The organism is Phycisphaerales bacterium, assembly GCA_035627955.1.
Lineage (GTDB): Bacteria > Planctomycetota > Phycisphaerae > Phycisphaerales > UBA1924 > JAEYTB01.
Window position 1 is genome coordinate 1 of the sequence record DASPKU010000011.1, and the last position, 12,279, is coordinate 12,279.

Genomic DNA, 12,279 nt, shown 5'->3' on the forward strand with positions numbered 1-12,279 from the left:
ACGAGGCCTTCTACACCAGCGGCGGCGTGGGCAGCCTCATCGAGTCCATGCAGAGTAAGGGCAAGGTGACGCCCGAAACCCGCATCGCCTACAAGACCATCCGCTACCCCGGCCACAACGTGCTCATGCGCTTCCTGCTCCAGGAGCTGCGCCTGGGCTGCGAGCACGCCCGCACCAACAGCAAGGGCCACTGCTTCGACCGCGCCATGGCCGTGGAGCTGCTAGACCACGCCATCCCCAACACGTCACAGGACGTCGTGGTCGTATTCGTCAACTGCGTGGGCGTCAAGAACGGCCGGCGCGAGCAGGTGAACTTCAAGCGCGCGGTCCGCAGCCGCGAGCTGTGGGGGCGCGTGTGGCCCGCGATCGAGCTCACCACGGCCGCGGGCGTCTGCGGCATGGTCGAGCTGCACCGCTCCGGCAAGACCCGCGCAACCGGCTTCATTAAGCAGGAAGAGGTCACCCTCGAGATGTTCAACAACACCGAGTTCGGCAAGCTCGGCTACCCCGAGTAAGCCCGTTCCATCGAGATGTCCCCAGCGAGCCCCGAGCGTAAGCGAGCGGGTCTTCATCACACGTGCCACCGAGATGTCTTCATCTCGGTGGTTCCCCTCCGTCCACACGCCCCACCTCCCAATCGCGCAACACCTCCCCCGCCGCCCCCCTCACCAGTTCACTCTCGCTGAGATCATCCCGCAGCTCCACCAACCGCGCCCGCAGCGCCCCATCCTCGCGCACCCGCAGCAGGTTCCCCGCCGCGATCACCGCGTTGCGCTTCATCATCGCCAGCGTCGCCCGCTTCATCGCAGACACCCGCAGCGCCTCGCGCCGGGCCCCGTCATCCCACCCCAGCACCTCCAGCAGCGGCAGCGACACCCGCCGCGCCTCATACTCCGGCAGCCGCGCCCCCACATCCTGCCCGGGCCGCGCGGAGTTGTGCGGGCACACCTCCTGACAGATGTCGCACCCGTACACCCAATCACCCATCGCCCCGTGCAGCGCCGGATCGATCGGCGTCCGGTGCTCGATGGTCAGGTACGAGATGCACCGCGACCCGTCCACGCTGTAAGGCGTAATCGCCTGCGTCGGGCACGCCTCGATGCACCGCGTGCACGTGCCGCAGTGGTCCATCACCACCGGTTGCTCGGCGGGCGGGACCAGCGGCATCGTCGTCGCCACCCCCCCGATCAGGAAGTAGCTCCCCAGTCGCGGGTTGATGATCATCGTGTTCTTGGCCTGCCACCCCAGCCCCGCCAGCTGCGCCAGTTCGCGCTCCAGCACCGGCACCGTGTCCACGAACGACCGGAACCCCCATCCCGGGTACGCGCCCCGCAGCGCATCGCTCAAGTCGTGCAGCCGGTTCTTGATGGTGACGTGGTAGTCCCGCCCGTGCGCGTAGCGGGCGATCCGCCCGTGCCCCGGCGGCGTCTCAACCGGCGCGTCGTTCCGCGTCGCGTACAGGTCCGCGACCACGATGAACGCCCGCGTGTCCGGCAGCACCCCCGCAGGATCAAACTTCAGTTCCAGGTCCCGCTCGAGGTAGTCCATCTGCCCGTGCCGCCCCGCACGCAGCCACTCCAGGATGTGCTCACGCCACTTCGTTGGCTGCGCGGGCGTCACCCCCGCCAGCGCAAAACCCAACCCATAGCACCGCGCCAGCACGTCGCGCGTGGCCGCGCCGATGTCCGCGATCTCGCTCCGCGGCACCGTCTTGAACGTCGGCCTGTGAACACGCGGCCTCACGCCACGATGCTACCCGCGCCGCAACTGCTGGCTCAGGTCATCACCCGCTGGATGTCCGGCCGCAGCCCGCCCCGCCCGCGAGCCGCGCCGATCCACTCAAACAGCCGGCGCGCCGAGACCTCCAGCACCGCCGAGGGGTCCTGCATCGGCCCGCCCAGCCACGCCCCGTCGTACTCGTACGTCACCCACCCGGGGAAACCCAGCCGCCCCAGCGCGTCGATGGCCGAGCGGTTGTCGACCTGCCCGTCGCCCAGCGCACAGGGCTTCCCATGGGCGAAGTCCCGCACCTTGAGGCACGCCAGGCGATCGCCGAGCACGTTGACGCCGTCGGCACCGCTTTCGCCCGCGAGGGCCGCGACCGCTGGGGAGTACGCCGCGACCAGCAGCGGATGGTTCACGGCGTCCATGACCTCCGCCATCTGCGCCGCGGTGCTGAACGACCCGCCGTTCTCCAGCATGACCTTCACGCCGCTGTTGCGTGCGTGGTCGCACGCCTTGTACAGGCGCGACGCGATCCGCGCCACCGCGCTCCTGCGGCTCTCGCTCCCCACGATCTCGTACCCGAACACGCGCACGAACGGCACCTCCAGCCGCACCGCCAGCGCGATCGCCGACTTGCTCTCGCGCACCGTGTGCTCGTGATCCAGCAGCATGCCCAGCACCGGCGGGGTGATCGGGTCGTCGTAGCGGATGCCCGTCGCCAGCGACACGAGCTCCAGCCCCGCCCGCTCCAGCAGCCCGCGCACCTTCGCCGGCGCGGTCAGGGCCGGCTCGCACGCGAAGTTGGTGGACGCGTACCCGAAGGTCCGCAGCTCTACACCGAGGAAGCCCCACTTCTCCGCGTGCGTCGCGATCCGCTCAAACGTCCACTCCGGGCAGGCCACGGTGCTGAAGGCTGGCTTCATGAATGATCGTCCCTGAGGCAAACACCCCACGCAGCGTCCCACCGGGAGGGGGCTGTTGGGTGAGGCATCCTACGGGTCTTGGCCCAACCGTCAAATATGGCGCAGTTTCTCCGAACAGACCGCACCGCGCACCCGTTATGGACCGCCTGAGCAACCCGCTCGATGTGCGTAAGTAAGTAGCCACTGAAGCAATCACGTGAGCGATGAAACGTGCCGCGGCACGATCGTTTTCGTGGCAGGATGGGGAGCCGCATTTGTACGCTCAATACGACAGGGCTGCGTGGGCCGTGGGCAGGCCGCCCTCCAGGAGTGTTCCGGCTATGGCTGGACGCACGCAGCGCTCCTCATCAGCACGTCGGGCCCTGAGTGTCCTCGCCCTCGCCGCGGCGACGCTCTGGATGGGCGCCTGCTCTGTTTCGGGCGCCGGGCGCGAGAGCTACTTCGCCGCCCGCGCCGACACCGTCATGTTCAAGTCCGGCAACGGCGAGACGCGCCTGAGCGTCTGGCCTGATAGCCCCTTCGGCAACGACATGGCCCTGGCCGAGCAGACCGACGCCCGCTCGCGGTGGACCGACACCGGACGCTGACCCCGACCACACCCGCGTACGCTCTCATCACGACGATTCACCCCGTCGCTTTGGGAGCCAACCCATGTCCTACGGCCCGTCCGACCCCGGCGCCTCGCGTGACCCGCAGGGGATGCACGTCGACCTCAAGAACAAGCTGGACTACGCCGGCTACCTCCACCTCGAGCAGGTGCTGAGCGCCCAGCGGCCCCTGAGCGCCCCCCAGCACCACGACGAGCTGCTCTTCATCATCCAGCACCAGACCACCGAGCTGTGGTTCAAGCTCATCGTGCACGAGCTGAAGGCAGCCCTGCGGCTCGTCGCGGAGGACAAGCTGGAGCCCACCTTCAAGATCCTGGCCAGGGTGAAGCACATCCAGGCGCAGCTCTTCAACCAGTGGAGCGTGCTCGCGACGCTCACGCCCAGCGAGTACGTGCAGTTCCGCCACGTGCTCGGCCCCTCCAGCGGCATCCAGTCCTACCAGCACCGCCAGATCGAGTTCATGCTCGGGCGTAAGGACAAGCGCATGCTGGCCGTGTTCCAGCACAAGCCGCTGATCTTCAAGGAGGTCGAGGGCACGCTGCTCGCGCCCAGCCTGTACGATGAGTTCATCCGCCTCCTCGCCCGGCGCGGCCTCGCCATCGCCCGCGAAGTCCTCGACCGCGACGTCACCGAGCCGCACAAGCCGCACCCCTCCGTGATCGCCGCGTTCAAGCAGGTCTACGAGAAGCCCGAGCAGCACTGGGACCTGTACGAAATGGCCGAGAAGCTGGTCGACGTCGACGAGCAGTACTCGCTCTGGCGCTACCGCCACATCAAGACCGTCGAGCGCGTCATCGGCTTCAAGCGCGGCACCGGCGGCACCGCGGGCGTCGCCTACCTCCGCCAGATGGTCGACGACCGCCTCTTCCCTGAGCTCTGGGACGTCCGGACCGAGATCGAAGAGGTCAAAGGCTGACCGCCGCGCACGCCCGCCCGCTCACCGCCCCTCGCGCAGCGACGCCAGTGTCGTGTGCAGGTGCTGCACATCCGCCTCGATGAAGAACCGCTCGCTGGTGAGCGCGTGCCGCTTCTGGGCGTCCCGCACCGTGATCTCACCCTTCGTGAGCGTCCACGCCGGGAACTCGCGGTCCAGCACCGCGCACTCGTTCTTCACCCGGTCGCACAGCGACACCAGCCGCCCCGCCGCGAACTGCCTCGAGCTCGCCGAAAAGTCCGCGCTCCACCGCATGGCCCGGTGGCGAGCATCGAAGCTCTCCAGCCCGGCGCGCGCGAGCTCCTTCTCCAGGTCGTCGCCAGCGTCCTTCAGCCGCCTCTCGATCCTCGTCAGCGCATTGCGCAACGCGTCGGCGTTGGCCGTGCGCTCCTTCAGCACCCGCTTGTCGTGCGCCGGCGGCTTGGCGATCTCCTTCGAGAACCCCTCCGCCGCGTCCGCCGCCAGCGTGATCTCCTCCTTCAGCTTCGCCTCGAACGCCTCGATGACCGGCCTGGCCTTCGCGTCGGCCGCCTTCGTGGCCGCCTCATGCGGAGAGGGGCCCGAAGGCGCGGGCGGTGCAGGCGCTGGCCGCTGCGCCTGGCCCGGCTGGGTCACCGGCGCCTGGCCATCCATCGGCGGTCGAGGCTGGGGCAAGGGCGGCGGAGGCGTGGTGTACGGGAACGCCGGCGCGCTCGGCCCCGCCCCGCTCCCCCGCTGCGCCACCACCGGCGCCTTCCTGCCCGTCAGCACGCGATAGACGTTGATCCCCACCGCCAGATTCATCAGCAGCAGGATGCCCCCGAACACCGCGTTCGCCGAGCCGTTGCCCCGCCGCTCCGCGAACCGCCCCGCCTGCCACACAAAGAACAGTGCCACCAGCGGGATGCCCACCGTCGGCCCCAGCCTGTTCCCTTTGTTGTACGCCGCGCTGGTCGTCTGCTTCGCCGGCGCATTCATTCCATAGACCACGCCCAGCGCCGCCGCGGAGATCGCCAGCAGCAGCACCAACGGCAGCAGCACAAACGCACGCCGACGCACCATCACCGCATCTCCTCTGGAACCCTCACGTCAACCACCTCCCCCCATCCACCCGGATGATCTCCCCCGTCAGGTACGTCGCGTCGAACGCCAGCCACCGCACCACCTCCGCCGCGTCGTCGGGCGTGCCCGGCCGCCCCAGCGGGATCCGCCGCACGTACTTCCGCTGCATCTCCGGGTCCGCGTCCGCCCCCTCCTCCGGCCACGCCACCACGCCCGGCGCAATCGCGTTCACCCGCACCTCCGGCCCCAGGTCCCGCGCCAGCGAGTACACCATCTCCGTCACCGCCGCCTTGCTCATCGAGTACGCCGCGAAGTCCTTCCGCGGCCGTCCCATCGAGTGGATGTCCGTGAAGCACACCACGCTCGCGCCGCCCTTCATCTCGCTCTGCATCAGCAGCGGCGCCAGCCGCGCCGTCAGCAGCAGCGGCGCCGCCGCGTTCACCTGGTATTGCCGCATCACGTCCTCGAGCGTCACATCCTGCAGCGGCGACGCCGAGTACACCGACGCGTTGTGCACCAGCACGTCCAGCCGGTTCATCGACGCTGCAAGGTCCCGCGCGAAGTCCTCGATCACCGCCGGGTCCGTCAGGTCGATCTGGTAGAACGAACCCATCGATCCCAGCTCCGACAGTTCCCGCGCGAGCGACTCCGCCTCCTCGCCCGACTGGTGGTATGTGAAGAACACATCGCAGCCGGCCCGCGCCATCCGCAGCGCCACCGCCCGCCCCACGCGCTTCGCCGCCCCGGTGATCAGCACCACCGGTCGTCCGCTCTCGCCCGCTTCCCGCTCGGGGGATGCGCCAGGAGCAATCGCCCCGCGGATGGCCGTGTCCTCCAGCTCCGAAGAGCTGGGCGTCCGCACCCGCTTCGCGGCTTCCTCCCAGGGGTCCTTGTCGCTCACGACACGCGGAGGGCGCCCCCGTGCCTCGGCCTCAGCCCTCCGCCGGCGCGCTCGGGCTGCGTTGGCGATCACCACCCACGCCAGGATCCCCAGCGTGAACAGCACCACCACGATCAGGTACACCATCCCCAGCTCGACCCGCTCCTCCTTCGTGAGCGGGCCCTTGGGCGGGCCGGCCGGGGTCGCAGCTTGTCCGATGGTCGCGTGCACGGGGCGGCCACTCTACCAGACCGCCGCCACCACCCGCGACGCGCCGATCGGCCACCCTCACCGGTGCTTTGGCCGCGGGTGGCGCGGCTGGTAGATCCCGATCTCGCCCCCTCCAGGCACCTTGAACCGCGCCAGCACCCCCCATCCCTGGTCGCTCGGCTCCATCGTGAACTCCACGCCCCTGGCCTTCAGCTCCGTCGTCGCCGCGGTGATGTCCTCGCACATGAAGTACAGCTCGTGCGAGGGCTTCTGCCCTGCCTCCAGCGGGTGGCACGCCACCTCCGCCGGCGGCAGTGCGAAGATCAGCCACCCGTGCCCCGCGTCCACGTGCTCAAACTTCAGCACGTCGCGCAGGAACGCCCGCGCCTTCTCCGCATCCTCGCAGTACAGAATCGCATGGGCCCCGGTGATCATCGCCGCGCTCCTCAAAAGTGACCAGGGCCGCCCCACACCGGAGCGGCCCTGCTCGTTGATCAACTCGAACATGCCCGACAGGAGTTGAACCTGTAACCTCTGCCTTCGGAGGGCAGCGCTCTATCCAATTGAGCTACGGGCACAAAGCCGGTCAAACCGGCACACGATGCTACGATCGCACCCGGCGTGCGGCAAACGCCCCCGCGTTTTCCTCGCATCCGTCCACTCACCCCCGCGATGAAGCCCGCCGAGCCCCCCACCACCCCTACCAACGTGCTCCTCCCGACCCCCGCCCACGCGGGAGTCCGGGCCGGCGTTTCGCCCCTGTGGGCCGTGTTCGCCTTCACTTTCCTCAACAGCCTGGGCAGCGGCGTCGTCACCAACGGCATCGTCTTCATGAGCACCGGGGGCTACGGCTTCACCGAACGCCAGAACGCCTGGCTCATGGTCCTCCTGGGCGTCACCTACATCGCCGGCGCCCTCGCCACCCGACCGCTCGTCGAGTGGGCGCGTCGCGCCACCATCGGCACCCGCGGCCTCCTCGCCCTCCTCATGATCGCCGGCGCGGCCCTCTGCACCGTGCCGCAGCTCATCCAATGGCTCGGCGGCGGGCGCCCGACGTGGATCATCTGGCTGCTCGTCGGCGTCTACAGCCCGCTCACCGGCGTGCTCTGGCCGCTGGTTGAGAGCTACGTCAGCGGCGGCCGCTCGGGCCAGACCCTCCGCACCGTCACCAGCCGCTGGAACATCGTCTGGTCTTCCGCCGTGGTCGTCGCGTCGGTCGGCATCTCCCGCTACGTCGAGAGCCAGCCCGCGCTCATGGTGTTCCTGCTCGGGTTCATCCACCTGCTCTGCCTCACGCTGCTCACACGCCTGCAGAATGAGCCCGCGCCGCACCTCCCCGACGAGCATGAGCCGCACCCGCCCGTTTACGCCAAGCTCCTGGTCACGTTCCGCCTCCTGCTGCCGATGAGCTACATCGTCGGCAGCGCCCTGGGCCCCTACCTCCCCAGCGCCATGAAGTCCCTGGGCATCAAGGTCGAGCTCTGGGCCATGCTCACCGCGACGTGGCTCCTCGCCCGTGTGCTCGTGTTCATCCTGCTCAACCGCTGGCACGGCTGGCATGGCCGCTGGTACCCCGCCGTGCTCGGCGGCGTCCTGCTCGTCACCGGGTTCGGCGCGTCCGTCTTCGCGGCGCCCATGGAGAGCATCGCGCTTCTCATCGCGGGCCTCGCGATGTTCGGCACCGGCATGGCCGTCGTTTACTCGGGCGCGCTCTACTACGCCCTCGAGGTCGGCCAGGCCGAGGTCGAAGCGGGCGGCAAGCACGAGGCCCTCATCGGCGCGGGCTACACCATCGGCCCCGGGATCCTGCTGGCCAGCAGCTACGCCGTCAGCACCGGCCTGATGCCCGAGCAGCACCGCGAACCCGTCGTTCTGGCCATCGTCGGGGCGATCGCCATCGTGGTCGCCCTCATGGTGGTCCAGCGGGTCATGGCGCAGGTGAAAGACCCCCTAAAGGGGTCCCACTGAAACCACGGCGCGAACCGTGCGGATTGTGTGGTCCTATATCATGGGTGACGGGGCCCGACCCGATCAGCATCCTTAACAGAGGGTGGTGTGGGGGCCGATGCTCACCAGTCCCCCAAACTCGGGCCACTGACGGCCCCCCGGAGCGTTTCCATGGCCATCCTTCGTCGTGCCGCGGCCTGGTCGAGCGTGCTGCTGATCGGCCTCTCTCCCCTGACCCTCTCCGCCCAGCCCACCGACACTCAGCGCCTCGCCGACCGCGCCGGCACCGCCAGCGTCGCCGAGCTCTCCGCCGTGTGGAACACCGCCCGCAGCGGTGACATCGAGAAGCTCAACGAGGCCCTCCAGAAGCTCGACCGCCCCAACGCCGCCGACAACTCCATCTCCGATGCCGCGACCAGCCTCGCCCGCCACATCGAGCAGCGCGAGCAGGACCGCGCCGCCCGCACCACCGAGGTCCGGGCCGAGCTCGACAAGCACCTCGCCACCCAGCCGATGACCGACATCATCCTGGGCAAGGCCCTCCGCAACGCCATCGAGCTCCACCTCATCGCCGAGGACAAGGACGCTCTGCTCCGCGAAGGTCAGATCAAGAGCCTGACCGACCGCGCCCGCAGCGCCGCCGCCGACGCCGAGAAGCGCGGCGACGTCGTCGCCGCGGGCGAGCTCTTCGTGCTGCTCGACGCCCTCTACGACGTCCCCGGCACCTACCGCGCCGACGTCCGCCGCATCATCCAGCGGCAGGAGATGCTCCGCCTCTACGTTCCCGAGAAGCTCTACAACCAGCGCGCCGCCCGCGCCCGCGCCATGGGCAACGACGAGGAGCTCCCGCCCTACAACCCCTTCGGCGACGACTACACCGTCAAGACCAAGGGCATCGACGAGGTCATGATCCTCCGTGCCGCGGCCCGCGCCCGCCAGCACATCGAGCAGAAGCCCATCAACTCGCTCGTGGTCGGCGGCCTCGAAGCCATCCGAACCATGATGACCACGCCCGACCTCGTCGCGGCGTTCCCCAACATCGGCAACGACCAGGCCCGTCAGGACATGCTCAGCTTCATCGATGATGAAGTCGCCAAGGTCCAGGCCCGCGCCGACCGGCCCGGCGGCGGCCAGATGGACCAGGTGCAGATCGACAATCTGCTCGACCGACTCACGACCATCAACTCCGCGAGCGTGAAGGTGCCCAAGCAGGCGCTCCTGCACGAGTTCGGCAACGGCATGATGGCTCAGCTCGACGAGCACTCCGCCATCATCTGGCCCGACGAGCTGCACAAGTTCATCAAGAGCACCGAGGGCCGCTTCGTCGGCATCGGCGTGCAGATCGAGTACGACGAGCTCTTCAACATCCGCGTTGTCACTCCACTCGAGGGCACGCCCGCGCAGAAGGCCGGCATCCACCCCGGTGACATCATCAAGGAAGTCAACGGCCACAACCTGCTCGGCCTTTCGCTCGACCAGGCCGTGGAGGTCATCACCGGCCCCGAGGGCACCGAGGTCACCCTCACCCTCGGCCGCCCCATCGAGGAGCAGATTGACTCCGCCGCCCCGAGCCCCGACGCCAAGAGCGACCAGAAACCGGCAAACCTGAAGGAAGCGGCCAAGCCCGAGGCCAAGGACCCCGAGGCCGAGCGCAAGGCCGCCATCGCCAAGGCCAAGGCACGCAAGACCGAGAACGTCACGGTCAAGGTCAAGCGCAGCCTCATCAACGTCGCCAGCGTGAAGGGCTGGAAGCGTGAGGGCATCCGCGAAGACCAGTGGGACTGGTTCGTGGACAAGGAGAGCAAGATCGGCTACGTCCGGCTGCTCCAGTTCAGCGAGTCCACCGTCTCTGAGCTCGACCGCGCCGTCGCGGAAATGAAGCGTCAGGGCGTTGCCGGCCTGGTGTTTGACCTCCGCAACAACCCCGGGGGTCTGCTCGACCAGGCAGTGAAGGTCTCCCAGCGCTTCATCCGCGCCGAGAACGCCCCCATCGTCATGACGCAGGGCCCCGGCGGCGTGATCGACCGGCCCGAGCTCAGCGAGCCCAGCCGCGCCAGCCTCGCCGATATCCCGGTCGTGTGCCTCGTCAACGAGAGCTCCGCGTCCGCCAGCGAGATCGTCTCCGGCGCCCTCTCGGTCTACGGCAAGAAGGGCATGATCGACGCCGTTGTCCTCGGCAGCCGCTCCTACGGCAAGGGCTCCGTGCAGAACGTCTGGCCCCTCGCGGCCAACGCCCGCATGAAGGTCACTACCGCCTACTACATGCTGCCCGACAAAACCATCATCCACCGCCGCCAGGGCGCCAAGGCCTGGGGCGTGGAGCCCGACCTCAAGGTCGAGATGCTCCCCAAGCAGATGGAGAAGGCCCTTGTTCTCCGCCGTAATGCCGACGTCCGCCCCATCAACGAGAAGGGCGAGATCGTGCAGAAGGGCGAGACCCCCAACCCCGAGGACCTCATCCAGAAGGGCATCGACCTCCAGCTCGAAACCGCCCTCATGATCCTGCGGGCCAAGACCGTCGCCGACGCCGCGCAGGCCAAGGGCGTGTCGCACGCACAAGTCGTCAAGTAAACTGCGGTGCCTGTGCCACGATCACGTCCTCGTGATCGTGGTTCCAGCAGTCGTTCCCCCGAGGCCACCGGCTCACCCGGTGGCCTCGTCTTTTTTGTGCCTGGATGCCTGGATGCCTCCTGCCTTGATGCCTTCCTCCTGATCCGATCCCTCCGCCTTCCTATCATCCCTGTCCGCACTTTCCTCCCCCGAACCCGGGACAAGGCGGGCACTGAGGTAGCTACCCGATGGCGAACGTGACCGCGCGTCCGATGAACCCCGCAATGACCGATGGCCGCGGCCCTAAGGCCGAGCAGAGCCCGCGCCCCAGCGACTCCCTGCCCGCCTCCACGTTTATGAAGTGGCTGCGCGACATGTACCTCATCCGCGAGTTCGAGAACCGCACCGCCCAGGCCTACCAGCAAGCCAAGATCGGCGGCTTCTGCCACCTCTACATCGGGCAGGAAGCCCTCGTCGTGGGCACCATCAACTCGGTAAACCAGGACGACCCCATCGTCACCGCCTACCGCGACCACGGGCACGCCCTCGCCCGCGGCATGTCGCCCGAGGCCTGCATGGCCGAGATGTACGGCAAGATCGGCGGCTGCGCCAAGGGCAAGGGCGGCTCCATGCACATGTTCGACCGCCCCAACTGGCTCTTCGGCGGGCACGGCATCGTCTCCGCGCAGAACCCGCTGGGCACCGGCCTCGCCTTCGCCGCCAAGTACGAGGTCGAGGTGCTCGGCAAGGCCCTGCCCAACCCCGGCGTCGAGCCCGGCCAGCCCGCCAAGAAAAAGGTCGCCCTGTGCTACATGGGCGACGGCGCGCTCAACCAGGGCGCCCTCCACGAGGCCATGAACCACGCCGGCCTCTGGTCCCTTCCGATCATCTTCATCGTCGAGAACAACGGCTACTCGATGGGCACCGCCATCGGCCGCGGCACCACCATGGCCGACAACCTCACCAAGAAGGCCGACGCCTACGGCATCCGCGGCGAGATCATCGACGGCTTCGACGTCGTCGACCTCTACGACGAGTTCAAGCCTCTCGCCGACTGGTGCCGCGAGAACCAGAAGCCCGCGTTCGTCGACCTCAAGACCTACCGCTACCTCGGCCACTCCATGTCCGACCCCCAGAAGTACCGCACCAAGGAAGAGGTGGAGCAGTTCAAGGCCAAGGACTCCATCGACCGCCTCGCCGCCCAGCTCATGAACGAGCGCAAGGGGCCCGACGGGAAGCCCATGATGACCGAGCAGCAGTTCATGGACATGCAGTCCGAGGTCAAGGAAGCCGTCAAGCGCTCCCTCGACTTCGCCGAGCAGAGCCCAATCCCCGACGCCTCGGAGCTCTACACCGACGTCCTGCTCAACCCCATGAAGAACATGAGCCCCTCCGCCGAGTACACCCGCGGCACGCCGAACCCGCTGTTCGACCTCCGCGAAAACCTCGACTGAAGCAGGA

Annotated in this window: 11 protein-coding genes and 1 tRNA gene; 6 read left to right on the forward strand and 6 right to left on the reverse strand. The window is 68.4% G+C overall.

All coding sequences use genetic code 11. The annotated features are described in order from the left end of the window. The coding region (locus tag VD997_08745; protein HYE62072.1) for a hypothetical protein at positions 1 to 515 on the forward strand (515 nt) is incomplete at its 5' end. Positions 516 to 594: 79 nt separating this feature from the next. On the opposite strand, the gene queG is transcribed toward VD997_08745, so the two are convergent. Together queG and VD997_08755 are read right to left on the reverse strand one after the other, a co-directional pair. Then, positions 595 to 1,743, reverse strand: a complete 1,149-nt coding sequence (queG, locus tag VD997_08750) for a tRNA epoxyqueuosine(34) reductase QueG (GenBank protein ID HYE62073.1) — start codon at positions 1,741 to 1,743, stop codon at positions 595 to 597. 32 nt (positions 1,744 to 1,775) lie between these two features. Continuing rightward, the gene (locus tag VD997_08755; protein HYE62074.1) at positions 1,776 to 2,648 is read right to left on the reverse strand and encodes a sugar phosphate isomerase/epimerase; all 873 of its coding nucleotides are present in this window, start codon (positions 2,646 to 2,648) and stop codon (positions 1,776 to 1,778) included. A 320-nt stretch (positions 2,649 to 2,968) separates the two neighbouring features. On the opposite strand from VD997_08755, the gene VD997_08760 reads away from it, so the two are divergent. Both VD997_08760 and VD997_08765 read left to right on the forward strand, forming a co-directional pair. Next, positions 2,969 to 3,235 carry a hypothetical protein gene (locus VD997_08760; GenBank protein ID HYE62075.1) on the forward strand — a complete coding sequence of 89 codons (267 nt, stop codon included), beginning with the start codon at positions 2,969 to 2,971 and terminating at the stop codon, positions 3,233 to 3,235. Between the two features lie 64 nt (positions 3,236 to 3,299). Continuing rightward, the gene (locus tag VD997_08765; protein HYE62076.1) at positions 3,300 to 4,172 is read left to right on the forward strand and encodes a tryptophan 2,3-dioxygenase family protein; all 873 of its coding nucleotides are present in this window, start codon (positions 3,300 to 3,302) and stop codon (positions 4,170 to 4,172) included. A 21-nt stretch (positions 4,173 to 4,193) separates the two neighbouring features. On the opposite strand, the gene VD997_08770 is transcribed toward VD997_08765, so the two are convergent. The 4 genes from VD997_08770 to VD997_08785 all read right to left on the reverse strand — a co-directional run bounded on the left by VD997_08770 (position 4,194) and on the right by VD997_08785 (position 6,899). Then, the gene (locus VD997_08770; protein ID HYE62077.1) at positions 4,194 to 5,231 is read right to left on the reverse strand and encodes a hypothetical protein; all 1,038 of its coding nucleotides are present in this window, start codon (positions 5,229 to 5,231) and stop codon (positions 4,194 to 4,196) included. A 22-nt stretch (positions 5,232 to 5,253) separates the two neighbouring features. Further along, entirely contained in the window at positions 5,254 to 6,342 is a 1,089-nt protein-coding gene (locus tag VD997_08775; GenBank protein HYE62078.1) for an SDR family oxidoreductase, read from the reverse strand. Positions 6,343 to 6,399: 57 nt separating this feature from the next. Continuing rightward, entirely contained in the window at positions 6,400 to 6,756 is a 357-nt protein-coding gene (locus VD997_08780) for a VOC family protein (GenBank protein ID HYE62079.1), read from the reverse strand. Between the two features lie 69 nt (positions 6,757 to 6,825). Next, positions 6,826 to 6,899: transfer RNA gene (locus VD997_08785), tRNA-Arg, on the reverse strand. A 94-nt stretch (positions 6,900 to 6,993) separates the two neighbouring features. On the opposite strand from VD997_08785, the gene VD997_08790 reads away from it, so the two are divergent. From VD997_08790 to pdhA, 3 genes are all read left to right on the forward strand, one after another. Next, the gene (locus tag VD997_08790; GenBank protein HYE62080.1) at positions 6,994 to 8,289 is read left to right on the forward strand and encodes a hypothetical protein; all 1,296 of its coding nucleotides are present in this window, start codon (positions 6,994 to 6,996) and stop codon (positions 8,287 to 8,289) included. A 150-nt stretch (positions 8,290 to 8,439) separates the two neighbouring features. Continuing rightward, positions 8,440 to 10,839: a S41 family peptidase gene (locus VD997_08795; protein ID HYE62081.1), complete on the forward strand. Its 2,400-nt coding sequence runs from the start codon at positions 8,440 to 8,442 to the stop codon at positions 10,837 to 10,839. A gap of 227 nt (positions 10,840 to 11,066) precedes the next feature. Beyond that, on the forward strand, positions 11,067 to 12,272 hold the full coding sequence (pdhA, locus tag VD997_08800) for a pyruvate dehydrogenase (acetyl-transferring) E1 component subunit alpha (GenBank protein HYE62082.1): 1,206 nt from the start codon (positions 11,067 to 11,069) through the stop codon (positions 12,270 to 12,272). The last annotated feature ends 7 nt before the right edge of the window (positions 12,273 to 12,279 follow it).